19 protein-coding genes are annotated in these 24,417 nt (G+C 71.2%); 6 read left to right on the plus strand and 13 right to left on the minus strand.

What is annotated here, in order from left to right:
- From zwf to pgl, 3 genes are read left to right on the plus strand one after another with little or no spacing between them, the layout of a single operon-like run.
- Complete coding sequence (gene zwf / locus IE294_RS07645) at window positions 1-1,539, plus strand: glucose-6-phosphate dehydrogenase (protein WP_189815494.1); 1,539 nt, start codon at window positions 1-3, stop codon at window positions 1,537-1,539.
- A complete protein-coding gene (gene opcA, locus IE294_RS07650) occupies window positions 1,536-2,642 on the plus strand; it encodes a glucose-6-phosphate dehydrogenase assembly protein OpcA (protein WP_189883691.1) in 1,107 nt (368 codons plus the stop codon). The genes zwf and opcA overlap by 4 nt, the downstream gene beginning before the upstream one ends.
- Window positions 2,639-3,421 carry a 6-phosphogluconolactonase gene (pgl, locus tag IE294_RS07655; RefSeq protein ID WP_189883693.1) on the plus strand — a complete coding sequence of 261 codons (783 nt, stop codon included), beginning with the start codon at window positions 2,639-2,641 and terminating at the stop codon, window positions 3,419-3,421. The genes opcA and pgl overlap by 4 nt, the downstream gene beginning before the upstream one ends.
- Before the next feature lie 47 nt (window positions 3,422-3,468).
- Here the strand turns inward: pgl and IE294_RS07660 are convergent, their stop codons facing one another.
- The 5 genes from IE294_RS07660 to IE294_RS07680 all read right to left on the minus strand — a co-directional run bounded on the left by IE294_RS07660 (window position 3,469) and on the right by IE294_RS07680 (window position 10,082).
- Window positions 3,469-4,308 (minus strand): carbohydrate ABC transporter permease, encoded by an 840-nt coding sequence (locus IE294_RS07660; RefSeq protein WP_189883695.1) that lies wholly within the window; start codon window positions 4,306-4,308, stop codon window positions 3,469-3,471.
- Between the two features lie 10 nt (window positions 4,309-4,318).
- Entirely contained in the window at window positions 4,319-5,674 is a 1,356-nt protein-coding gene (locus IE294_RS07665) for an ABC transporter permease (protein ID WP_189883697.1), read from the minus strand.
- 10 nt (window positions 5,675-5,684) lie between these two features.
- Window positions 5,685-7,010, minus strand: coding sequence for an ABC transporter substrate-binding protein (locus IE294_RS07670; protein ID WP_189883699.1), 1,326 nt, complete (start codon window positions 7,008-7,010; stop codon window positions 5,685-5,687).
- Between the two features lie 32 nt (window positions 7,011-7,042).
- Window positions 7,043-8,653, minus strand: a complete 1,611-nt coding sequence (locus IE294_RS07675; RefSeq protein WP_189883701.1) for a glycoside hydrolase family 13 protein — start codon at window positions 8,651-8,653, stop codon at window positions 7,043-7,045.
- Window positions 8,654-8,810: 157 nt separating this feature from the next.
- Entirely contained in the window at window positions 8,811-10,082 is a 1,272-nt protein-coding gene (locus IE294_RS07680; protein ID WP_189883703.1) for an ABC transporter substrate-binding protein, read from the minus strand.
- Window positions 10,083-10,206: 124 nt separating this feature from the next.
- Between IE294_RS07680 and IE294_RS07685 the strand changes: the two genes are divergently transcribed.
- Genes IE294_RS07685 through IE294_RS07695 form a run of 3 tightly spaced genes read left to right on the plus strand, consistent with a single transcriptional unit; the run spans window position 10,207 to window position 13,774 of the window.
- Window positions 10,207-10,722 carry a PadR family transcriptional regulator gene (locus tag IE294_RS07685; RefSeq protein WP_189883705.1) on the plus strand — a complete coding sequence of 172 codons (516 nt, stop codon included), beginning with the start codon at window positions 10,207-10,209 and terminating at the stop codon, window positions 10,720-10,722.
- Complete coding sequence (locus tag IE294_RS07690; protein ID WP_189815503.1) at window positions 10,719-11,471, plus strand: ABC transporter ATP-binding protein; 753 nt, start codon at window positions 10,719-10,721, stop codon at window positions 11,469-11,471. Before IE294_RS07685 ends, IE294_RS07690 begins: the two co-directional genes overlap by 4 nt.
- Before the next feature lie 20 nt (window positions 11,472-11,491).
- Window positions 11,492-13,774 (plus strand): ABC transporter permease, encoded by a 2,283-nt coding sequence (locus IE294_RS07695; protein ID WP_189884078.1) that lies wholly within the window; start codon window positions 11,492-11,494, stop codon window positions 13,772-13,774.
- A 110-nt stretch (window positions 13,775-13,884) separates the two neighbouring features.
- Here the strand turns inward: IE294_RS07695 and pgi are convergent, their stop codons facing one another.
- The 8 genes from pgi to IE294_RS07730 all read right to left on the minus strand — a co-directional run bounded on the left by pgi (window position 13,885) and on the right by IE294_RS07730 (window position 24,292).
- Window positions 13,885-15,573 (minus strand): glucose-6-phosphate isomerase, encoded by a 1,689-nt coding sequence (pgi, locus tag IE294_RS07700; protein ID WP_189883708.1) that lies wholly within the window; start codon window positions 15,571-15,573, stop codon window positions 13,885-13,887.
- A gap of 52 nt (window positions 15,574-15,625) precedes the next feature.
- Complete coding sequence (locus tag IE294_RS07705) at window positions 15,626-16,819, minus strand: MFS transporter (protein WP_229917057.1); 1,194 nt, start codon at window positions 16,817-16,819, stop codon at window positions 15,626-15,628.
- A gap of 200 nt (window positions 16,820-17,019) precedes the next feature.
- The gene (locus tag IE294_RS07710; protein ID WP_003976875.1) at window positions 17,020-17,355 is read right to left on the minus strand and encodes an RNA polymerase-binding protein RbpA; all 336 of its coding nucleotides are present in this window, start codon (window positions 17,353-17,355) and stop codon (window positions 17,020-17,022) included.
- A 204-nt stretch (window positions 17,356-17,559) separates the two neighbouring features.
- A complete protein-coding gene (secG, locus tag IE294_RS07715) occupies window positions 17,560-17,790 on the minus strand; it encodes a preprotein translocase subunit SecG (RefSeq protein WP_041665101.1) in 231 nt (76 codons plus the stop codon).
- 113 nt (window positions 17,791-17,903) lie between these two features.
- Window positions 17,904-18,680 carry a triose-phosphate isomerase gene (tpiA, locus tag IE294_RS47365; protein ID WP_229917051.1) on the minus strand — a complete coding sequence of 259 codons (777 nt, stop codon included), beginning with the start codon at window positions 18,678-18,680 and terminating at the stop codon, window positions 17,904-17,906.
- Window positions 18,681-18,683: 3 nt separating this feature from the next.
- The gene (locus tag IE294_RS47370) at window positions 18,684-19,895 is read right to left on the minus strand and encodes a phosphoglycerate kinase (protein ID WP_229917052.1); all 1,212 of its coding nucleotides are present in this window, start codon (window positions 19,893-19,895) and stop codon (window positions 18,684-18,686) included.
- 136 nt (window positions 19,896-20,031) lie between these two features.
- Window positions 20,032-21,039 carry a type I glyceraldehyde-3-phosphate dehydrogenase gene (gene gap / locus IE294_RS07725; RefSeq protein ID WP_189815505.1) on the minus strand — a complete coding sequence of 336 codons (1,008 nt, stop codon included), beginning with the start codon at window positions 21,037-21,039 and terminating at the stop codon, window positions 20,032-20,034.
- 298 nt (window positions 21,040-21,337) lie between these two features.
- Complete coding sequence (locus IE294_RS07730) at window positions 21,338-24,292, minus strand: M14 family metallopeptidase (protein WP_189883715.1); 2,955 nt, start codon at window positions 24,290-24,292, stop codon at window positions 21,338-21,340.
- Between the last annotated feature and the right edge of the window lie 125 nt (window positions 24,293-24,417).

The raw sequence follows: 24,417 nt of genomic DNA on the forward strand, positions 1-24,417 counted from the left end.
TTGTCACCCGTTTCCGGTTCCGGAGCGAACCCGCTTCGTGACCCGGCCGACCGACGGCTCCCGCGTATCGCGGGGCCGTCGGGCCTGGTCATCTTCGGCGTCACCGGCGACCTGTCGCGCAAGAAGCTGATGCCCGCGGTGTACGACCTCGCCAACCGGGGTCTGCTGCCGCCGGGCTTCTCGCTGGTGGGCTTCGCCCGCCGCGACTGGGAGCACGAGGACTTCGCCGAGGTCGTCCACGACGCGGTCAAGGAGCACTCGCGCACTCCGTTCCGCGAGGAGGTCTGGCAGCAGCTCATCCAGGGGATGCGCTTCGTCCAGGGCACCTTCGACGACGACGAGGCATTCGAGCGGCTGCGCGCCACCATCGACGAGCTGGACAAGGCACAGGGCACGGGCGGCAACTTCGCCTTCTACCTGTCCGTGCCGCCGCGCTCCTTCCCGGTGGTCATCCAGCAGCTGAAGAAGCACGGTCTGGCCGACCAGACCGGCGGTTCCTGGCGGCGAGCGGTCATCGAGAAGCCGTTCGGGCACGACCTCGAGTCGGCCGAGGAGCTGAACAAGGTCGTGCACGAGGTGTTCGAGCCGGAGCAGGTCTTCCGGATCGACCACTACCTCGGCAAGGAGACCGTCCAGAACATCCTGGCCCTGCGCTTCGCCAACCAGATGTTCGAGCCGATCTGGAACCGGTCCTTCGTGGACCACGTCCAGATCACCATGGCCGAGGACATCGGCATCGGCGGCCGGGCCGGCTACTACGACGGCATCGGCGCCGCCCGGGACGTCATCCAGAACCACCTGCTCCAGCTCATGGCCCTCACGGCCATGGAGGAGCCCGCCTCCTTCGGCGCGGACGCGCTGGCCGCGGAGAAGGAGAAGGTGCTCGGCGCCGTCCGGCTGCCGAAGGACCTGGGCGCCGACACCGTGCGCGGGCAGTACGCGGCGGGCTGGCAGGGCGGTGAGAAGGTCATCGGCTACCTCGAAGAGGAGGGCATCGACCCGAAGTCGAAGACCGACACCTACGCCGCGGTCAAGCTGGAGATCGACAACCGCCGCTGGGCGGGTGTCCCCTTCTACCTGCGCACCGGCAAGCGCCTCGGCCGCCGGGTGACCGAGATCGCGGTCGTCTTCCAGCGGGCCCCGCACTCGCCGTTCGACACGACGGCGACCGAGGAGCTGGGCCAGAACGCGATCGTCATCCGCGTCCAGCCCGACGAGGGCGTCACCGTCCGCTTCGGCTCCAAGGTGCCGGGCACCTCGATGGAGATCCGGGACGTCTCCATGGACTTCGCCTACGGCGAGTCGTTCACGGAGTCCAGCCCGGAGGCGTACGAGCGGCTCATCCTGGACGTGCTGCTGGGCGACGCCAACCTCTTCCCGCGCACGGAGGAGGTCGAGCTGTCCTGGAAGATCCTCGACCCGGTCGAGGAGTACTGGGACACGCACGGCAGGCCCGCGCAGTACAAGTCGGGCACCTGGGGTCCCGTGGAGGCGGACGAGATGCTCGCACGAGACGGACGGAGCTGGCGCCGGCCATGAAGATAGACCTGACCGACACCACCGCCGGAGCGATCAACAAGGCGCTCGTGCGGGGCCGCCGCGCCATCGGCACGCCCGCCGTCGGCATGGTGCTGACCCTCGTCCTCGTCACCGACGAGGAGAACGCCTACGACGCCCTGAAGGCCGCCAACGACGCCTCGCGCGAGCACCCCTCGCGCACGCTGGTGGTCATCAAGCGGGTCTCCCGCTCCCTGCGCGACCGCACGTCCTCGCGTCTGGACGCCGAGGTGCGGGTGGGCGCGGAGGCGGGCACCGGCGAGACGGTCGTCCTGCGTCTGTACGGCGAGGCCGCGGACCACGCCGACTCGGTGGTCCTGCCGCTGCTGCTGCCGGACGCGCCGGTCGTCGTGTGGTGGCCGGTGAACGCCCCGCTCGACCCGGCGAAGGACCCGCTGGGCGCGCTCGCCCAGCGCCGGGTCACCGACACCTACACGGCCGAGGAGCCGGTGCGGGAGCTGTCGGCCCGCGCCGAGGCCTACACGCCGGGCGACACCGACCTGTCCTGGACGAGGATCACGCCGTGGCGTTCCATGCTCGCGGCGGCCCTCGACCAGGTCACCTGTGAGGTGAAGGCCGTCGAGGTGGAGGGCGAGGAGTTCAACCCGAGCTGTGAGCTGCTGGCGATGTGGCTCGCGGACCGGCTGGACGTACCGGTGAAGCGCTCGCTGTCGTCCGGCCCGGGGCTCACGGCCGTCCGCATGGACACCGACTGCGGCCCGATCGTGCTGGACCGGGCCGACGGCTCGCTGGCCACGCTGTCCATCGAGGGCCAGCCGGCCCGTGCGGTAGCGCTGAAGCGGCGGGACACCGCCGAGCTGATCGCGGAGGAGCTGCGCCGGCTGGACCCGGACGACACCTACGCGTCGGCGCTGCGCTACGGCGTGGACCGGCTGGACACGGTGCCGCGGCAGGCGTCCGAGGCGCCGGCCGGGGATGCGGACGCCGGGTCCGCCGCCGAGCCGGTCGCCGTACCGGAACCGGTCGAGGAAGCGGCCAAGGCCCCCGCGAAGAAGGCGGCGGCCAAGACCGCGAAGAAGGCACCGGCGAAGAAGGCACCGGCGAGGAAGGCGACGGCGAAGTGAGCACTCCGCAGCTGGTCGTCCACCACGACAAGGAACTGATGGCGCAGGCCGCCGCGGCCCGCCTGATCACGAAGATCGTGGACGCGCAGGCCTCCCGGGGCACCGCGTCCGTGGTCCTCACCGGCGGGCGCAACGGCAACGGTCTGCTGGCCGCGCTGGCGGCGGCTCCCGCCCGGGACGCCGTCGACTGGGGCCGCCTCGACCTGTGGTGGGGCGACGAGCGCTACCTCCCCGAGGGCGACCCCGAGCGCAATGTCACGCAGGCCCGCGAGGCGCTGCTGGACTCCGTGCCGGTGGACCCGGAGCGCGTGCACGCCATGCCCGCCTCCGACGGCCCGCACGGCGCGGACGTGGAGGCGGCGGCGGAGGCGTACGCGGCGGAGCTGGCGAAGGCGGCCGGTCCGGAGAACCACGGCGCGGTGCCCACCTTCGACGTCCTGATGCTGGGCGTCGGCCCGGACACCCACGTGGCGTCGCTCTTCCCGGAGTTGCCCGCGGTCCGGGAGACCGAGCGCACGGTGGTCGGCGTCCACGGCGCCCCCAAGCCGCCGCCCACCCGGATCTCCCTCACCCTCCCGGCGATCCGCGCGGCCCGCGAGGTCTGGCTCCTCGCGGCCGGCGAGGACAAGGCGGAGGCCGTGGCCATCGCCCTGTCCGGCGCGGGCGAGATCCAGGCCCCGGCGGCGGGCGCGTACGGCCGCTCGCGCACGCTGTGGCTGCTGGACTCGGCGGCGGCTTCGCAGCTGCCGAGGTCGCTGTATCCGCCGGCGTCCGCCTGACGCACATGCCGGTGTAGCCGCGGCGGGGGCTCCGGCCCCCGCCGCCGCTATTTCACCGACCCGGCCATCACGCCCTGCACGAAGTGCCGCTGGAACGCGAAGAACACCACCACCGGCACGATCAGGGACAGGAACGCGCCCGGGGCGAGGACGTCGATGTTGCTGCCGAACTGGCGGATCTGCGACTGGAGTTCCACGGTCAGCGGCTGTGCCGAGCTGTCCGCGAACAGCAGGGCGACCAGCATGTCGTTCCAGACCCACAGGAACTGGAAGATGGCGAGCGAGGCGATGGCCGGGCGGCCCACCGGCAGGACCAGACGCGTGAAGATGCGCCATTCGCCGCCGCCGTCCATCCGTGCCGCCTCCAGCATCTCCTTCGGCATCTCCGCGAAGTAGTTCCGCAGCAGGAAGACGGCGAAGGGCAGACCGTAGGCGACGTGGAAGAGGACGACGCCGGGGATCGTGCCGAACAGGCCCAGCGCGCCGAAGAGTTTGGCGACGGGCAGCAGGCCGATCTGCACCGGCACCACCAACAGGGCCACCACCAGCAGGAAGAGGGGTTCCCGCAGCGGGAAGTCCAGCCAGGCGAAGGCGTATCCGGCGAGGGCCGCGATCACGACGACCAGCGTGGTGGCCGGCACCGAGATCAGCACGGTGTTCCAGAAGGCCTGGCTGATGCCCGCGTTCTTCAGCAGCGCCGAGTAGTTGTCGAAGGACAGCTGGCCGGGGCTGGCCAGCGCCGTCCACCAGCCGCCCTTCGCCGTGTCCTGGGCCGAGCGCAGGGAGGACAGGAACAGGCCGGCCAGCGGGGTCAGCCAGACCAGGCCGATGACCACCAGGAAGGCCTGCACCAGGCCGCTGCCCAGGCCGCGCCTGATCGCGTTCATCGCTGACTCCTCATCGTTGACTGTTGCGGAAGCGGCGGACGTTGAAGACCATCGCGGGGATCACCAGGAGCAGCAGGAGCACGCCGAGGGCGCTGCCGAGGCCCTGGTCGTTGCCGCCGCCGAAGGACACCAGCCACATCTGGGTGGCGAGGACGGTGGCGTCCTCCTGCACCGGGCCGGGCGCGATGATGTAGACGAGGTCGAAGACCTTCATCACGTTGATCACCAGGGTCACGAAGACCACGGTGAGCACGGGCGCGAGCAGCGGGACGGTGATCCGGCGGAAGATCTGCCACTCGTTGGCCCCGTCCATCCGGGCGGCCTCCAGGGCGTCCCGCGGGAGCGTGGAGAGGCCCGCGCCGATCAGGACCATCGCGAAACCGGTCCAGATCCACAGGTAGGCGCCGATGATCGCGGGGGTGACGAGGGTCGGACCGAGCCAGGAGACGCCCTGGTAGGGCGGGGCGAAGTTCGACTCCGGGAGCTTCACCGTGTACGGGCCCGCCGTGAGCCCGGAGAAGCGGAAGGAGCCGTCGGCGGCGGTGGTCGCGCTCGCCACCGTCTCGCCGTCGCGCACCGCCTCGACCTTCATGCCGGGCAGGCCGCTCTCCTTGGCGTCAACCTTGCCCTGCCGGCCTCCCCCGCCGGGGGTGAAGTCCAGGTAGACGACACCGCGGAGTTCGCCGGGCGCGGCCTTCCGCGCCGCCGCCGTACGGGCGGGCGAGGCGTCGCCGGGCAGGTCCTTGGGCAGCACGCCGACCATCGGCAGCGTCACGGTGTCGCCCGCCGAGGCGGTCATGCGGTAGGAGCCGTCCCGGTCCTGGGTGAGCGGTCCGGTGCGGCCACGGGCCGTCGGGTAGGTCGACGTGCCCTGGAAGGCGTCGTGGACGGAGACGACGGCCGCGTTGAGCACGCCCTTGTCCGGGTCCTCGTCGTAGGCGAGGCGGAAGATGATGCCGGCGGCGAGGAAGGACACCGCCATCGGCATGAAGAGGAGCAGCTTGAACGCCGTCGCCCAGCGGACCTTCTCCACCAGGACGGCGAGGATCAGGCCGAGGCCGGTGAGCAGGGCGGGGGCGACGACGACCCAGATGGTGGTGTTGCGGATGGCCTTCAGGGTGGCCGGGTCGCGGAACATCTCGGTGTAGTTGTCACCGCCGACGAACCGGGTGCCGGAGGCGTCGAAGAAGCTGCGGCCGACGGAGAACAGCACCGGGTAGACGACGAGCGCGCCGAGCAGGAGCAGCGCGGGGAGGACGAAGAGCAGGGCGATCAGCCGGGTGCGGCGCCGGCCGCGGCGCGCGGGCGCCGGGCCGGCGGCGGGACGCGGGTCCGCCTGCTGTTTCACGACAGTGGGGGCGGTCATGGTGTGCCGCTCAGCCCTGGTAGGCCTTGGCCGCGGCGGCTTCGAGCTTCGCCGCCGTGCCCTTCGGGTCCGACGGGTCGCGCAGGAAGTCCTGGAGGAGCTTCCACTCGCCGGCTCCCTTGGTGCCGCCGAAGGCCGCCGGTGCCTGGTCGGACATGTCGAAGCGGACCGAGTCCCCGGCGCCCACGAGGGACTTGGCGGTGGCGCGGGTGACGTCGTCGCCGTACGCGGAGAGGTTCAGCTTCTTGTTCGGGGACAGGAAGCCGCCCGCCTCCGCCCACACGGCCGCGGCCTCGGGGGTGGCCAGGTACTCCAGGAGCTGCATGCCGGCCTTGGCGTTCTTGCCGTCCTTGAGGACGACGGCCGCGTCACCGCCGCTGACGACGGGTGCCGTGCCGGCGCCGACCGCCGGGAAGGGGAAGAAGTCGGCCTCCTTGCCGATGGCCTTGCCGTACTGGTCGTGGGCGACGCCGGCGACGAAGTCGCCCTCGTAGACCATGCCGGCCTCGGGCTTGGGTCCGAACACCTTCTCCACCGAGCCGGGGAAGTCGGTGTTCAGGGCCCCGTTCTGGCCGCCGGCGATGAGCTGCTTGTCCTTGAAGAGCTTGCCGAGGGTGGTGAGCGCCTTGACGACGGACGCGTCCGTCCACTTCAGCTGGTGCGCGGCGAGGGCGTCGTACTTCTCGGGGCCCGCCTGGGAGAGGTAGATGTTCTCGAACCAGTCGGTGAGGGTCCAGCCGTCCTGTCCGGCGACCGCGAAGGCGGCGAGGCCGGAGTCGGAGACGGTGTGCCCGGCCTTGAGCAGCTCGTCGTACGTCTTCGGCGGCTTGACCCCGGCCTGGGCGAGGGCGTCGGGGCTGTACCAGACGGTGGACTTGTGGGCGGCCTTGAAGTAGAGGCCGTAGAGGGTGCCGTCGACGCTGCCGTACTTCTTCCACACCGGCGCGTAGTCGGCGTCGATGGTCTGCCGGGCGGTCGGCGAGAGCGGCTTGAGCCAGCCCTTCTGCGCGAACTGCTTCAGGACGCCGACCTGCGGGACCATCACGACGTCGGGCGCGTTGCCGCCCTCGATCTTGCTGCCGACGACCGTGGAGACGTTGTCGCCGGTCGACACGAACTGGGTCTTCGCGCCGGTCTTCTCGGTGAAGGCGTCCAGCACCTTCTGGAAGTTCTTCTGCTCGCTGCCGGACCAGACACCGGCCACGGTGACGGTCTGGCCGCTGAGCGCCTTGTCGCCGCCGCCCGCCGAGACGGGGCCGCCGCCGCAGGCGGTGGCGCCGAGGGCGAGGGCGAGGGCGGTGCAGCCGGTGAGCAGGGTCGTGCGTCGTCGCATCATCGTTGACGGACCTTTCATCGGGGACGGGGTGATCACAGGTCGTTCAGCCACCAGGCCGCCGTGGCGCCGGGCAGGACGCCGGGCGGGCAGGGGCCGCTGGAGAGCAGGGGGGTGCCGGGGGCCGGCGCGGGGGCGGGGGCCGTACCGAAGTTGACGGCGCAGACCAGGCCGTCGCCGCGGACGAAGGCGAGGACGTCCGGCGGGGTGTCCAGCCAGCGCAGCGTGCCTTCGCCCAGCTGGGGCAGGGACGCGCGCAGTTGGAGACCGTCCCGGTACAGGTGCCAGAAGGAGCGGGTGTCGGCGAGGGCGCGGTCGGTGGCGTACTCGGCGAAGTACGACGGCTGCGGCAGCCAGGGCTTGGCGCCCTCCACGCCGGAGGTGAAGCCGAACGGGGAGGCCTGTCCGGACCAGGGCAGCGGCACCCGGCAGCCGTCGCGGATGCGGGCGCGGCTGCCGGTGCGCCGGAAGATCGGGTCGGTGAGCACGTCGTCGGGCAGGTCGACGACCTCGGGCAGGCCCAGTTCCTCGCCCTGGTAGATGTACGCGGCTCCGGGCAGCGCCAGCATCAGCAGCGCGGCGGCGCGGGCGCGGGCGGCGCCGAGACCGCTGCCCCCGGTGGCCGGTTCTCCGTAGCGGGTGACGGTGCGGACCTGGTCGTGGTTGTTGAGGACCCAGGTGACCGTGGAGCCGGTGCCGGCGATGTCCTGCATGGCCTCGGAGATGACCTTGCGGAAGGCGTCGGCGTCCCAGGGGGCGCCGAGCAGGTCGAAGAAGAAGGCCTGGTGGAGCTCGTCCGGGCGGACGTACAGGGCGTGTTCGCGGGCGGTGGGGACGGAGACCTCGCCGACGAGCAGGCGTTCCAGGCCGTCCCGGTCGGCGTACTCCTCGCACAGGGAGCGCCAGCGCCGCCATACCTCGTGCACCTCGGGCTGGTTCCAGGCGAGCGGGTTGACCGAGTCGCGGGTGCGGGCGTCGGCCTCCGGGTCGTCGGAATCGGGCAGCTCGGGGTGCTTGAACAGACCGGCGGCGACGTCGATGCGGAACCCGTCGACGCCCCGGTCGAGCCAGAACCGCAGGGTCCGGTCGAACTCGTCGGGGATCTCGGGGTTGCGCCAGTTCCAGTCGGGCTGTTCGGGCGTGAACATGTGCAGGTACCACTGGCCGTCGGGGACCCGGGTCCAGGCGGGGCCGCCGAACATGGCGTGCCAGTTGTTGGGCGGCTCGCTGCCGTCGGGGCCGCGGCCGTCGGCGAAGTGGAAGCGGGCGCGGGCCGGGCTGCCGGGCTCGCCGGCCAGGGCCTCGCGGAACCACGGGTGCTCGCTGGAGCAGTGGTTGGGAACGATGTCGAGCAGCACCTTGATGCCGAGCCGCCGGGCGGCGGCCATCAGCGAGTCGAACTCGGCGAGGTCGCCGAAGAGCGGGTCGACACCGCGGTAGTCGGCCACGTCGTAGCCGTGGTCGTGCTGCGGCGAGGGGTAGAAGGGGCTCAGCCAGATCCCGTCGACGCCGAGCTTCTTCAGGTACGGCAGCCCGGCCCGGACGCCGGCCAGATCGCCGATGCCGTCACCGGTGCTGTCCAGGAAGCTGCGGACGTACACCTGGTAGATCACGGCGTCCCGCCACCAGTGGTGCTTACTCAACATGCATGCATGTTAGGTAGGCGTGTCACGGCGATGTCAACGAAAAGAACAGAGACTACTGGGGAGTTGGGGAGGCAAATGCGGACTTACCAGGACACTCGGAGGCCAGTTGAGATATCCGCGTTACCTAACAAGTATCTAGCGGTTGGTCCGCGACCGTCTAGCGGCTGGCGATGGCGTCGAGTTCGCGCGCCAGCCGGCGCACGGCCTGCCCGGGCGTCTGCCGCCCGGTGAGCGCGTCCTGCACGATCGCCTGCACGGCCAGGCTCACCTGGTCGTAGTGGGGGCTCTTGGGACGCGGCCGGGCGGTGAGCACGGCGGTGCGCAGGGTCGGCAGATAGGGGAACCGCCGGATGAGCGCGGGGTCTTCGTAGAGCCCGGCGCGCACGGGCGGCAGCGCGCCCCGCGTGAGCACCTGGCGCTGCACGGGCGCGCTGGTGAGGTAGGCGATCAGGCGCGCGGCGGAGTCCGGGTGCCGGGCGTGGGTGTTGACCGCGAGGTTGGAGCCGCCGAGGACGCTCGTCCCCGGACCGTCGGGCCCGGGCAGCGGTACGGCGCCGATCTTCCCGGCGACCCGGGAACCCGGGGCGGAGGCCACGGCGTAGGCGTAGGGCCAGTTGCGCAGGAAGAGCAGCCTGCCGTCCTGGAAGGCCTGTTTGGACTCCTCCTCCTTGTACGTCAGCGCCTGCCTCGGGATCCAGCCCTCGCGGATGCCGCGGGCGAGGAAGCCGATGCCCTCGCGGGCGGCGGCCGAGTCGACGGTGACGCGGGTGCCCTCGCCGCCGACGATGGTGCCGCCCGCCGAGTACACCGCCTCGGCCGCGTTCACGGTCAGGCCCTCGTAGGGCAGGAACTGGCCCGCGTAACCGCCGAGTCCGTACTTCGGCGCGATGGTCCTCGCGTCGTGCTCCAGCTCGGCCCAGGTGCGCGGCGGGGACACCCCCTCCTGGTCGAGGATGTCCTTGCGGTACAGCAGGAGTCCGGCGTTCGTGACGTACGGGACCGCGTACAGCCGTCCGTCGTAGGTCGCCGTGTCCACGACCGGAGGCAGGAAGCTGTCCAGCGGGAAGCGGTCGCGGGGCAGGGGGCGGATCCAGCCGGCCGCCGCGAACTCGGAGGTCCAGTCGACGTCGATGTTGAGGACGTCGAACCGGCCCCGGTCGCCGCCGCGCAGGTCGGTCGTCATCTGCGCGTGCGTCTCGTCGGCGGAGTCCGGCAGCTCGACCAGGGTGACCTTCTCGCCGGGGTGGGTGCGGTTCCAGCCCTGGAGCAGCGGGCCGAGATAGCCGGTGAGGTCACCGGCGGTGGCCAGCGTGAGCGGGCCTCGGCCGCCTCCCGCGCCCTCGTCGGCGTGGGCGCCCGAGGCCCCGTAGCCGGCCATGACCACGACGAGAACGAGAAGGCCCCTACCGGCGGCGCGTATCCACCGCATAGGTTCCTCCCTGTACACCCGGCACCACGGGCACCCTCGCCCGGGGACAGAGGCCATGTATACCTGTTAGGTATGCGCGATACTAGGGCCTGGAGCACATGAACCAGACAGGAGGACAGCACGAGTGCGCCTGCCCCTCCTGGCACTCCTCGCCCGCGGCCCGGCCCACGGCTACGAGCTGAAGCAGGACCTTGAGCAACTGCTGGGCGCCGCGTACCCTCAGCCGAACGTCGGCCAGATCTACGTCACCCTCGGCCGCCTGGAGAAGTCCGGGCTGATCGAGGGCGAGGACGTCGAGCAGTCCAGCCGGCCCAACAAGAAGGTCTACCACCTCACCGACGCCGGGCGCGAGGCGCTGCAAGCCTGGTTCGAGGAGACCGAGGACGAGCCGCGGGTGCGGGACGAGTTCTTCATGAAGCTCGCCCTCGCCCCGCAGACCGGCCTCGCCGACCAGATCGCCCTCATCAACCGGCAGCGGCGCCAGTACCTCAACACCATGCGCAACCTGTCGAAACTGGCCGCGGCCGAGAGCCGGGACAACCGAATCGCCCACCTGCTGATCGAGGGCGCGATGCTGCACCTCCAGGCCGACCTCGACTGGCTGGAGCGGTGCCAGGAGGAACTGGAGGATCTGGAGTGAGTGACGGCCACGCTCCGGTGCTGCGGGCCGAGGGGCTGGTGAAGACCCACTACGGCGAGGGCGCGCCCGCGCACGCCGTGCGCGGGGTCGACCTCGGCGTGGCCCGCGGCGAGTTCGTCGCGATCACCGGGCCGTCCGGCGCGGGCAAGTCCACGCTGCTGCACCTGCTCGGCGGGCTCCAGCGGCCGGACGAGGGCAGCGTCTGGCTCGACGGCCGGTGCACGGACTCCTTCAGCGAGGCCCGCTGGGCGGTGGAGCGCAGGAAGGCCATCGGGATCGTGTTCCAGTTCTTCAACCTGGTCTCGAACCTGTCGGTCGCCGACAACGTGGAGCTGCCCGCGCTGCTGGCCGGGGTCCCGCCGAAGAAGGCCCGCGCCGAACGGGAGGCGCTGCTCGCCGAGCTGGGTCTGGAGGGCAAGGAGCGCAGCATGCCGGGTGAGCTGTCCGGCGGTGAGCAGCAGCGGGTCGCGCTCGCCCGGGCGCTGGTCAACCATCCGCCGCTGCTGCTCGCGGACGAGCCGGCCGGCAGCCTGGACAGCAAGGGCACCCGCGAGGTGATGCGGCTGCTGTCCCGCTTCCACGGGCGCGGCCAGACCATCGTGCTGGTCACCCACGACGCCCGGCTGGCCAGCGCCGCCGACCGCGTGATCAGCTTCTTCGACGGCCGCATCGCCGACGACGCGACCCTGGACGGCGCGCCGCCGCCCCGGCGGAGCGGCATCACCGGCGTGCTGGAGCTGAGGGACTGACCGTGCCGGACCTGAGGGACGTGCGGGCCACCCTGCGCTGGGCCCACTCCGACCTGCGCACCCACCGCGGCGAGGCACTGTTCCTGGTGCTGGCCACCGCGGGCATCGTCGCCTCGCTGCTGCTCGCCGCCGCCCTGTTCGGCTACGCCACGAACCCCTGGCAGCGGACCTTCGCCGAGGCACGCGGCGCCCACGTCTGGCTGCACACCGTGCCGTCCGCCGACGCCCGCGCGCTGGCCCGGCTGGACGGCGTCACCTCCGTCGCCGGTCCCTACCGCGCCGAGTCCGCCACCGTCGCCGCCCGCGGCACCCGCGCCTCCGTCGAACTGCGCGCCACCCCGGAACCGCCCACCGTCGGCCGGCCCCTGCTCACCGCCGGGCACTGGCTGGACCCGGCCGCGCCGGACGGCGTGGTGCTGGAGAGCAGCCTGGCCCGCGCCCTGCTGGCCGAGCCCGGCGACACCCTGACGCTGCCCGGCACGGCCCGCACCCTCACCGTCGAGGGCATCGCGGACAGCGCCGAACCCCCGTACCGCCCCGGCGAGCAGTCCGGTCTCGTGTGGGCGCTGCCGTCCGCCGTGCGGGCCCCGGCCGGCCAGGTCATCGGGCTGCGGCTCGGCGATCCGTCCGACACCGACTACGCCGTCCAGCGGGCCGTCACCGTGCTGGGCGCCGGCGCGGTCGGCGAGGTCTCCACCTGGCAGCAGGCCCGCGCCGAGGCACAGGGCGAGAACCGGCTGCTCGGCCAGGTGCTCGGGCTGTTCGGTCTGGGCGCCCTCGTCGCCGCCGGGTTCGCGGTGCACGGCGCCATCGCGACCCGCATCCGCGGGCACCTGCGGGACCTGTCGGTGCTGAAGGCGATCGGCTTCACGCCCGGCCAGGTCGTACGGATCTTCCTGCTCCAGCACCTGGCGTACGCGCTGCTCGGCGCGGTGGCCGCGGCCACGCTCACCGAGGGGCTGGGCAACCGGGTCCCCGGGCGGCTCGGGGACGCGGTCGGTGTGTGGCAGGGGCTGCCCGGACACACGCTCGCGCTGTGTGCGGTGCCGGCGGGCGCGGTGCTGTTCATCGGTCTGACCACGGGGCTCGCGGCCTGGCGGGCGGGGCGGGTGCCACCGGTCCCGGTGCCGCGTCCGGCCGCGCCGACGGGCGGACGGCTGAGCGGGGCGGCCCGGCGGGCGCTCGGGCTGCGGCTGCCGGCCGCGCTGGTCCTCGGCTGCCACAAGGCGTTCGCGGGGCGCGGCCGGTCACTGGCGACCGTGGCCCGGCTGACGCTGCCGCTGCTGCTCATCGTGGTGGCGCTCAGCGCCTGGACCACGATCGACCGCTTGCACAGCAGCCCCGAGCGGGTGGGCCTGCCGACGGCGCTCACGGTCCGCTCGGACGGCGCCCTGGACGCGTCCGGGGTACGGACCGTGCTGGCCCGCGACTCCCGGGTCGCCGCCGCCTACCCCGGCGTCGAGGTGGCCGCGCTGGTCCCCGGCCAGAACGCGACCATCGCCCTGCGCGGCGTCGGCACCCGCGCCGAGCCCTATCCCTACGCCCTCGCCGAGGGCCGCGCCGCACGCGGACCGGACGAGGCGGTGGCCGGGCAGGGCCTGCTCGACCTGCTGGACGCGCGGGTCGGCGACTGGGTGCGGATGACGGTGGGCGACCGGCCGCAGATCCTGCACATCGTCGGCCGCACCCTCGAACCGCGCAACGCCGGCCGGGTCGTCACCACCTCACTGGACGCCCTCAGGGAGAACGACCCGGAGCTGTCCCCGGCCTTCTACGAGCTGCGGCTGCGGCCGGGCGCGGACCCGCACCGCGTGGCCGCCGCCCTCGCCTCGGCCGGCCACGGCCACCTGGAGGTGCATCCCGTGACGAACCCCGCCGACGGGCTGTCCCCGCTGCGCGGTGTCGTCGCCGGACTGATCGCCGTCCTGGCGCTGATCGGGCTGGTGGAACTGCTCACCGCGATCGGCGGCAGCGTCCGCGAGGGCGAGCGGGACGTGCTGGCGCTCCGGGCGATCGGCATGTCGCCACGGCAGATCACCGCGATCACCGTCACGGCGACGAGCTGTACGGCCCTGGCGGCGGTCGTCGCCGGTACGGCGCTGGGGCTGCCCCTGGCCCGCCGGCTGATCGACGCCCAGGGCGGGTCCAGCGGCATCGGCGCCGGAATCGCCCAGCCCCCCTCCCCCGGCCTGCTGCTCCTGCTGGGCTCGGCCGCCGTTCTGGGGGCGGCGGCCCTGGCCACCCTGCCCGCGTCCCGCGCGGCCCGCCGGCGCCTCGCGGACACACTGAGCGCGGTGGCCTGAGCCGGCTCAGGGGCGCGAGTGAGCAGGCAGGCGTCGGTGAACCCCTCTGCCCCGGCCGGAACCGAGCCCGGACGGGGCCCGCTCCGGACGGGCCCCGCTCCGGCCGGGGATCAGCTCCGGCCGCGCAGTTCCCGGTACGTGGCGACCAGCGCCTTCGTCGACGCGTCCAGGCCGGGTACGTCGGCGCCCTCGGTGAGCGCGGGCTCGACACGCTTGGCGAGCACCTTGCCCAGCTCCACGCCCCACTGGTCGAAGGAGTCGATGTTCCACACCGCGCCCTGCACGAACACCTTGTGCTCGTAGAGGGCGACGAGCTGGCCGAGGACGGACGGGGTCAGCTCACGGGCGAGGATCGTCGTGGTCGGCCGGTTGCCCTGGAAGGTCTTGTGCGGGACCAGCTCCTCGGGGACCCCCTCCGCGCGGACCTCCTCGGCGGTCTTGCCGAAGGCGAGCGCCTGGGTCTGGGCGAAGAAGTTGGCCATCAACAGGTCGTGCTGGGCCTTCAGTTCCTCGCTCAGCTCCGCGACCGGCCGGGCGAAGCCGATGAAGTCGGCCGGGATCAGCTTGGTGCCCTGGTGGATCAACTGGTAGTAGGCGTGCTGCCCGTTGGTGCCGGGCGTGCCCCACACGATGGGCCCGGTCTGCCAGTCCACCTGCTTGCCGTCGCGGGCGACGTACTTGCCGTTGGACTCCATGTCGAGCTGCTGGAGATAGGCGGTGAACTTGGAGAGGTAGTGGCTGTACGGCAGCACGGCGTGCGACTGGGCGTCGTGGAAGTTGTCGTACCAGATGCCCAGCAGGCCCAGCAGCAGCGGGACGTTGTCCTCGGCCGGTGCGGTGCGGAAGTGGTCGTCGACGATCCGGAAGCCGTCCAGCATCTCCCGGAAGCGGTCCGGGCCGATCGCGATCATCAGGGAGAGGCCGATCGCGGAGTCGTACGAGTACCGGCCGCCGACCCAGTCCCAGAACTCGAACATGTTGGCCGTGTCGATGCCGAACTCGGCGACCTTCTCGGCGTTCGTGGACAGCGCGACGAAGTGCTTGGCCACGGCGGCCTCTCCCCCACTCTCGGCTTCGCTCGAGCGGGAGGTGCCCCCATCGAGCGCGGCCAGCAGCCACTTCCGCGCCGAGGTGGCGTTGGTGATGGTCTCGATGGTGGTGAAGGTCTTGGAGGCGACGACGAACAGCGTCTCCGCCGGGTCGAGGTCCCGGGTGGCCTCGTGCAGGTCCGCGCCGTCCACGTTGGAGACGAAGCGGACCGTGAGGTCGCGGTCGGTGAAGCAGCGCAGCACCTCGTAGGCCATCGCGGGCCCGAGGTCCGAGCCGCCGATGCCGATGTTGATCACGTTCCTGATGCGTTTGCCGGTGTGCCCGGTCCAGGCGCCGGAACGGACGCGGTCGGCGAAGCCGGCCATCCTGTCGAGCACGGCGTGCACGGCCGGGACCACGTTCTCGCCGTCGACCTCGACGGCCGCGTCACGCCGGGCGCGCAGCGCGGTGTGCAGCACGGCCCGGTTCTCGGTGACGTTGATCTTCTCGCCGCGGAACATGGCGTCCCTGAGGCCGAAGACGTCCGTCGCCGCGGCCAGCTCGCGCAGCAGGCGCAGGGTCTCGTCGGTGACCAGGTGCTTCGAGTAGTCGATGTACAGGTCGCCGACCTGGAGCGTGTACCCGGTGCCGCGCGCCGGATCGGCGGCGAACAGGTCCCTGAGACGGGTGTCCGCCAGCTCCTCCCGGTGCTTGGCCAGAGCGGTCCACTCGGGCGTCTGGTTGAGCCTGGTACGGCCGTCTGCGTTCATGTCCGACTTCCGCCTTCTTTCGTGCCTGTCCCAGCTGTTCCAACCTAATTGATCAGCGCGCGGGACGGGCGGTGGAGACGCTGTCCGCACGGGCGGCGACGGGTGCGCCGGGCTCGCGTGCCGGTATCAGCGCGATGACGGCCGAGGCGAACAGGCCGGCCGCGAGCAGGGCGGGCGCGTTGAGGCCGTACAGCCCGGCCACGGCCCCGCCGAGGAACGCGCCGAGCGGGGCACCGGAGGTGGAGGACGTACGGAAGGCCGAGGCGATGCGGCCCACCATGGACTCGGGGCTGCGCTGCTGCATCAGGGTGACCTGGTTGATGTTCCAGACCAGGTTCATCGCGCCGAGCAGCAGCATCCCGGCCACCAGCGCGGGTACGTGCCGCACGGAGCCGATGAGCAGCAGCGCGCCCGTCTGGAGTGTGCCGCCGAGCAGCAGGGCCCGCACCCGACCGGTGCGGCGCGCGATCCGCTGGGCGACGAGACCGCCGGCCAGGCTGCCGGCCGAGTACGCCGTCATGGCGGCGACGTAGCCGGTGTCGCCCGCGTGCAGCCAGCGGGTGACGTGCAGCGCCAGCGTGGCGATCAGGGCGCCCATGCCGATGTTGCACAGCAGTGTGGCCACGCACACCGCGCGGAGCGCCCGGTCGCGCCACAGCGCGCGCAGGCCCTCCCCGATCTCCGTGCGCAGGGTGCTGCCCACCGGGCGGGGCTCCCGCTCCGGCGGCCGTATCCGCAGGGACGCCACGAGCGCGGCGGCCAGCAGGTACGTGCCCGCGTCCGCCGCGAACGGCATGAACGCCCCGGCCGCCAGCAGCAGCGGCACGAACGGGCCTGCCAGCAGTCCGCCCGCGAGCTGCTGACCGGTCATCAGCCGGGCGTTCGCACTGCCCAGGGCCTCCTGGTCCACCAGGGACGGCAACAGGGCCGTGGAGGCGTTGTCGAAGAGCGTCTGGAGCGCGGTGAGGGAGAAGGCGAGGGCGATCAGCAGGGTTACGGAGGCGTGCCCGAGGCCCACGGCGAGGGCGAAACCGGCGACGAGCAGACCCCGTGCCGTGTCCACGAGCCACATCGCCCGCCGCTGGTCGACACGGTCCGCCACAGCACCGCCGAACAGCCCGAACAGCAGCCAGGGCAGATAGCCGCAGGCGGTGACGGAGGCGACGACGAGGGGCTCGTCGGTGAGGCTCACGGCGAGCAACGGCAGCGCGGACGTGCGCAACGCGTCGCCGAACCGGGAGACCACGGCGGCCGTCCACAGCCGGCCGAATCCCCCGCGCCAGGCAGGTGTCCCGCCCCTGCTCGCCGTCCCGGCCACAGCCACGCTCGCCCCCTCACGATGCGCCGATGCACACACCGTAGAGGGCACCACTGACAACGGGCCGTCCGCAGCGGGGGAAAACGGCTCCGGCCAGGCACCCGCGGGCACCCGGCCGGTCACAACTCCTAGATCTCGCCTCGCAGTTTGGCGAGCGCCTCGGCGAGGATCGCCTCGCCGTCCGCGTCGCTGCGCCGCTCCCGTACGTACGCCAGGTGCGTCTTGTACGGCTCGGTGCGCGGCGGGTCCGGCGGGTTGTCCCGGTCCTGGCCGGCCGGGAAGCCGCAGCGCGGGCAGTCCCAGGTCTCGGGAACCTGCGCGTCGCTGGCGAAGCTGGGCTGCGTCTCGTGCCCGTTGGAGCACCAGAAGGAGATGCGCAGACGCGGCGCGGACTCGCCGCGCTCGGCCTCGCCCATCGGCCCCGCCCCGACCCGGCTTCCTCGGATCGCGTTGCCACTTGCCACGGTCGTAACTCCCTGCGTGATGGTGCCGCGAAGCGAGTCGGCGTTTCGCTTCGCCGCGAGCGCCTCAGTCTACGTAAGGCCCAACGCGCGTCCAGTGATTGGAGTTACCGGCCCCCACACCCAGACGCAAGCCCCATGATAGGCCGCGCTCAGGAGCGCGTACCGAACATGGGGCTTTACGTGCGGAATGTACTGCTCGCGTGTTCAGCTGTTCGTCTTGATCAGCATGCCGAGGACGATGATGCACGCGAACCACAGCAGGCCGACCACGATGGTGATCCGGTCGAGGTTGCGCTCGGCGACCGAGGAGCCGCCGACGGAGGACTGCATACCGCCACCGAACATGTCGGAGAGGCCGCCGCCCTTTCCCTTGTGCATCAGCACCAGCAGCATCAGCAGCAGGCTGAAGATGATCAGGGCGATCGAGAACCCCAAAACCACGGCTGGACCAACTTCCTCGGATTCGGATGGACGACGGGGGCACAGCACCTGGCTGTGCCCCCGCAAGGGTACGACGTATCGCCGCTACCGCCTACTCACGGACATGATCACTGGTCGCGGAAGCGCACGATCTTGACGAACTCCTCGGCGTCCAGCGAAGCACCGCCGACCAGGGCGCCGTCGATGTCGGCCTGGGACATGATCTCCGCGACGTTGCCCGACTTCACGGAGCCGCCGTACTGGATGCGGACCTGCTCGGCCACGTCCTGGGAGTACAGCTCGGCGATCTTGGCGCGGATGGCGGCGCAGACCTCCTGGGCGTCCTCGGCACCGCAGACCTTGCCGGTGCCGATGGCCCACACCGGCTCGTAGGCGATCACGATGGTCTCGGCCTGCTCGGCCGGCAGGTCCTTGAGACCGCCCTCGACCTGGGTGAGGGTGTGGCTGACGTGGTCGCCCGCCTCGCGGACGTCCAGCTCCTCGCCGACGCACAGGATCGGGGTGAGGCCGTGCTTGTAGGCGGCCTTGACCTTGGCGTTGACCAGCTCGTCGGTCTCGTTGTGGTACTGGCGCCGCTCGGAGTGGCCGATCGCCACGTAGGTGCACTTCAGCTTGGCCAGCATCGGGCCGGAGATCTCGCCCGTGTAGGCGCCGGAGTCGTGCTGGGAGATGTCCTGGGCGCCGTACTTGATCTTGAGCTTGTCGCCGTCGACCAGGGTCTGCACGGAGCGCAGGTCGGTGAAGGGCGGCAGGACGGCGACCTCGACGGCCTCGTAGTCCTTGTCGGCCAGGGCGAACGCGAGCTTCTGGACGTGTGCGATGGCCTCCAGGTGGTTGAGGTTCATCTTCCAGTTGCCCGCCATCAGCGGCGTGCGCGTGCTCAAGGGTCAGTCCTCCAGTGCGGCGAGGCCGGGGAGCGTCTTGCCCTCAAGGTATTCGAGGGAGGCGCCGCCACCGGTCGAGATGTGGCCGAATGCGTTCTCGTCGAAGCCGAGCGTGCGCACGGCCGCGGCGGAGTCACCGCCGCCGACGACGGTGAAACCGTTCGTGCCGACGAGCGCCTGGGCGACCGCCTTGGTGCCCTCGGCGTAGTCGGGGTGCTCGAAGACGCCCATGGGACCGTTCCAGAAGACGGTCTCGGCGTCGGCGAGCTTCGAGGCGTAGAGCTCTCGGGTCTTGGGGCCGATGTCCAGGCCCTCCTGGTCGGCGGGGATCTTGTCCGCGTCGACCACGGTGTTCTCGGTGGGCGCCTTGGTCTTCAGGTCCGGGAAGGTCCGGGAGACCACGACGTCGACGGGGAGCAGCAGCTCGACGCCCTGCTTCTCGGCGCGCTCCATGTACTCCCTGACGGCGGGGACCTGGTCCTCCTGGAGGAGGGAGATGCCGACCTCGTAGCCCTTGGCCTTGAGGAAGGTGTAGGCCATGCCGCCGCCGATCAGGAGCCGGTCGGCCTTGCCGAGCAGCTGGTCGATGACGGCCAGCTTGTCGGAGACCTTGGCGCCGCCGAGCGCGACGACGTAGGGGCGCTTGACGTCCTCGGTGAGCTTCTTCAGGACGCCGACCTCGGTGGCGATCAGGTAACCGGCGTAGTGCGGCAGCCGGGCCGGGAGGTCGTAGACCGAGGCGTGCCCCCGGTGCACGGCGCCGAAGCCGTCACCGACGTAGACGTCGGCGAGAGCGGCCAGCCGGTCGGCGAACTCACCGCGCTCGGTGTCGTCCTTGGACGTCTCGCCGGGGTTGAAGCGCAGGTTCTCGATGACCGCGACCTGGCCGGGCTGGAGGCCGTCGACGGCGTCGTGGGCGGCGGGACCGACGGTGTCCTGGGCGAAGGCGACCGGGGCGCCGAGCAGTTCACCGAGGCGCTCGGCGGCGGGCAGCAGCGAGAAGGCGAGGTCCGGGGCACCCTTGGGGCGGCCCAGGTGCGAGGCGACGATCACCTTGGCGCCCGCGTCCGCGAGGGCCTTGACGGTGGGCAGGACGGCGCGGATGCGGCCGTCGTCGGTGATCGTCCCGTCGGCGAGCGGCACGTTGAGGTCGGCGCGGACGAAGACCCGCTTGCCGCTCACGCCGTCGGCGAGAAGTTCGTCGATCGTCTTCATGGGAGTGGACTCCTACAGGAGAGCTCGTGGTGCACCTGATCGTAAAAGGACGTGGTCAGTACGTGGGACAGGGCCCGGACAGCGCGGCGGTGCGCTGCACGGGCCCTGCTCCCACTTCGGGGTCCTGCTTCGGCGATCAGAGCTGGTTGCCGACGAAGACCGTGAGGTCGACGAGGCGGTTGGAGTAGCCCCACTCGTTGTCGTACCAGCCGATGACCTTCACGTTCTTGCCCTCCTGGACCATGGTCAGGGAGGAGTCGAAGGTGCAGGAGGCCGGGGCGTTGACGATGTCGGAGGAGACGATCGGGTCCTCCGTGTAGTCGAGCAGGCCCTTCAGCTCACCCTCGGCGGCCTTCTGGAAGGCGGCGTTGACCTCTTCCTTGGTGACCTCGCGGCCCAGCTCCACGACCAGGTCGGTGACGGAGCCGGTCGGGACCGGGACGCGCATGGCGATGCCGTCCAGCTTGCCCTTGAGCTGCGGCAGGACCAGGGCGGTGGCCTTGGCGGCACCGGTGGTGGTCGGGATGATGTTCTCGGCGGCGGCACGGGCGCGGCGCAGGTCCTTGTGCGGGAAGTCCAGGATGCGCTGGTCGTTCGTGTACGCGTGCACCGTGGTCATCAGACCCCTGACGATGCCGAAGTTCTCGTCGAGGACCTTCGCCATCGGCGCCACACAGTTGGTGGTGCAGGAGGCGTTGGAGATGACGTGGTGGTTCGCCGGGTCGTACTTGTCCTGGTTGACGCCCATCACGATGGTGATGTCCTCGTCCTTGGCCGGAGCCGAGATGAGGACCTTCTTCGCGCCACCGGCGATGTGCTTCGCGGCGTCTTCCTTCTTGGTGAAGATGCCGGTCGACTCGATGACGATGTCGACGCCCAGCTCGCCCCACGGGATGTCGGCCGGGTTGCGCTCGGACAGCACCTTGATGGTGTGGCCGTCGACGGTGATGGTGTCGGCGGTGTGGGAGACCTCCTGCTTGAGGCGGCCCAGGATCGTGTCGTACTTGAGCAGGTGCGCGGTGGTCGCGGTGTCACCCAGGTCGTTGACAGCCACAACCTCGATGTCCGCTCCCTGCTCCAGCAGCGCGCGGAAGTAGTTACGACCGATGCGGCCGAAGCCGTTGATGCCTACGCGGATCGTCACGAACCGATCTCCTCGTTGGTACGCCGGCTATGCGGTGCCGACGAGCTCTGTTTGGGATGTCCCCGACCACCACCGACCCTACCTCTCTGCGGGCCCCGGGGTGACATCGAGATGGCGCATACACGGGCAGGCGGTCCGTACCAGTCAGTAGAGGTACGGACCGCCTTGGATCGACAGCGGATTCACCCGTATTTGGTACGGAACGCGGGGCGCTTCCGACGCCGGTTTCACTCGTTCGTGAGCGTGTCGGCTCACTTGATGCGCACGCTCTGCGCGCACCCTTGAGAAGGGGTCCCGCTCACCTGTCGAGCGAGTCGAACGCCTTCCGCAGCAGAGCCGTCCGATCGGCCGCCGACGGCACCTGTTCCAGACCGAAACCGAGCAGCACGGTGTCGTCCGTGGTGACCGATCCGTACGTCTGGAACAGCGTCCCGGTGCGCGTCCAGTCCTTCAGCACCGCCGGGCTGCCGGCGGGTGGTCCGGCCGCCTTCCAGGCGCCGAGGTCCGACTCGAAGCCCTCGGTCTCCCGCGCCGTGCCGCCGACGACCAGCGAGGCGTCGTCGGCGAGGACACCGTGCCCGCCGCTGCCGGGGTCGGTGATGTAGCCGATCGAGATCTCGACGGACTTCCCGGCGTACGCGCTCAGGTCGAAGCCCACCTGCTGCCAGCCGCCGGAGCTGCCGGTGAGGCTGTGCCACGCACCGGTGGTGCCGGTCGCGGCGCAGGTGTTGCCGGTGAGCGTCAGGTAGTGCTTCAGCCACGGGTGCTCACCGATCAGGAAGCCTGCCCCGCACTCGTCCGGCACGGCCGCCTTCGTGGCCCCTCCGGCCTCCGGCAGGGTCGTCCAGTCGTCGGCGCCGACGGTGTGCGCCTCGACCACCGCGTGGTCGTAGCCGCGCTCGGTGTCCCACAGCAGCCGGGTGCTCAGGGCGGGCTTGTCGGCGGCGGCGACCCCGGTGAGGTCGACGGTGCGGGTGAGACGCTTGTAGGCGTCGTCGGTGTGCACGGCGGCGGCCATCGAGGCACCCGTGTACGGCCCGTACGGGTTGACGGTGCCGGCGAAGGTGCCCGCGCCCGCGCTCTCGAACTGCGGGTGGGTGGCCACCGGCAGTTCGTCGGAGGTGACGCCGTAGGTGCCGGCCTTGTCCAGCGGGTTGCCGGGCGCGTCGCCGAGGGCGCCGGTGAAGCCGTCGAGCGCGCCGGAGCCGGTGAAACCGTTGGCCCCCTTGGTCGACGTACGGCTGTAGGCGCCGAGGTAGTACTGGCTGAAGTCGTCGGACAGGGCGCCGTCGCCGAGGTCGACGCTGCCACCGGCCAGCTCGCCGGCCTCGATCAGCCTGCCGCCCTCGTTGAGGTAGGCGCGCAGCCGGAGCTGGGTGGCGTTGGCGGGGCCGTTGGCTCCGGAGTAGTGCACGACCGTCCGGAAGTGCTTCAGCACGCCGAGCGCGTCCGGGGCGCCCTGCGTGGCCACGTCCCACACCAGCGCCCGGTGCCCGGCGCCCTTCAGCGCGTCCACGTACGTCCGCGCCTGTGCGGCGGCCGTGCCCTCCTCGGCGACCACCAGGGTGTCGGCCGCCGGCCGCTTCGCGATCGTGTAGGTGAAGTGGGTGCTGGAGACCTTCTTCCCGCTCCTGGTCCGTCCGGTGAACCACACCTCGACCTTGTCGCCCGGCTCGCCGTCCCGCACCTTCGCGCGGTACTCGTCGAAGTAGAGGTTGTCCTCACCGCCGTACGTCTCTCCGCCCTTCCAGTGCTTCAGCGCCTGGTCGCGCGTACGGCCGCCGTTGACGCGGTACTTGAGTTCCTTGTCCCGGACCGCCTTGCGGACGACGACCGAGACCTCCTGGTCCGCGCCCCGGGAGTACGACGTCGAGAACGCGGCCGGGGTGAAGTCGGCGGCGCTCAGACCGACCGAGGAGACCGGCTTGTCGGGGTGTACGGCGGTCTCGGCGACGGAGAGCGCGAACGGGATGTTCTTGGCGAACTCCTGCTGGACCAGCTTCTCGTCGTCGGGGAAGTTGAAGACGGACTGGCAGTCCTGGCTCTTCCAGGCGTCGTCCGGGTCGAGGTCCGACGCGGTCTGACAGGTCGACATCTCCGGGGTGAACATCGCCATCCCGTTGACGTTCGACGCGTGGCCGTCCGCCTCGCCGTTGGTGGTGTACAGCTCCGAGGAGACCTGCGGGTGGTAGCCCGGGACGGCGGAGTCGCCGGGGGTGCCCGCGAGCGCCTTGTAGAGGACGTCGTCGGGCGTCGGGGTGGCCACCTGCCAGCCGACGCCGTAGAGGAGGAGTTCGGCGGCGGAGTGGTAGTTGATGCCGTACCGGAAGCCGACGCGCTTCTCGAAGGCGTCGAGGGCCTTGGTCTCGGGCTCGGAGCCGGGGCTCGCGCCCCGGTAGGTCTGGCTGGTGGGGTTGGGGGACGAACCCTCGTCGTCGTAACCCCACTTGTAGGGGAAGTTGCGGTTGAGGTCGACGCCGTCGCCCGTGCCGATGACGCCGTCGCCGTTGACGTCCCGCAGGTTCTTGCGCCACAGGCGGGTGCCGGAGTCCTTGAACGTGTAGTCGTAGCCGTCCGGGTTGGCCGAGAGGACGAACCACAGCTCCGTCGAGTCGACGATCTTCTTGACGCGCCGGTCGGTCGTGTAGCGGTCCAGGTAGTAGTGCATCAGGCGCCGGGTCATCTCCGGCGTGATCCACTCGCGCGCGTGCTGGTTGGACATGTAGAGCACGGCGGGCCTGGAGCCGTCCTTCGACTTCTTCGCGTTCCTGGTCAGTTTGAGCGCGAGGATGTCCTGGCCGCCGAGGGTCTGGCCGATGGACTCGACCTTGGTGAGGCCGGGGTGGGCCCGGGCGGTCCGGAGGATCTCCTCCTTGAGCCCGCCGCTTCCGCCGTACGGGCGGAACACGCCCTGGGCGGCGTCCTCGACCCTGGCCTCCGCCTTGGCCGAGAGCGCGTGCTCGGTGAGGTCGACGCCCTGCTCGCGCAGTCGCGCGGCCTGCTTGCCGGTGAGGTAGACCTCGACCTCGGTCCTACCGCCTGCGCCCACCCGCTCACCGAGTTCATGGCCGTCCTGGCCGGCCTTGAGCAGCAGGGGTACCTGCTGCCCGGTGACCTCGGCGCGGTAGACCTTGACCTCTTCCGGCCCGGACGGCGCCGGACTTCCGTTCTGTGCCTGGGCGATGGGCGCGAGACTCGCTCCGCCGATCAGAAACGCGCCGACAGCGAGGATCGATCTCGCTCTGTGTCTCATGAACCCCCCTAGCGGTGGTCCGCCACAGCGACGAACAGGTTGCCAGGCTCATGCCACTTGATGATCGAGTCAAGAGCACCACAAGGACACGCAAAAGCCGGTGCCGACCACCCGAACGGCCGTCG

It is taken from the genome of Streptomyces canarius (genome assembly GCF_014650735.1).
GTDB lineage: Bacteria > Actinomycetota > Actinomycetes > Streptomycetales > Streptomycetaceae > Streptomyces > Streptomyces olivaceoviridis.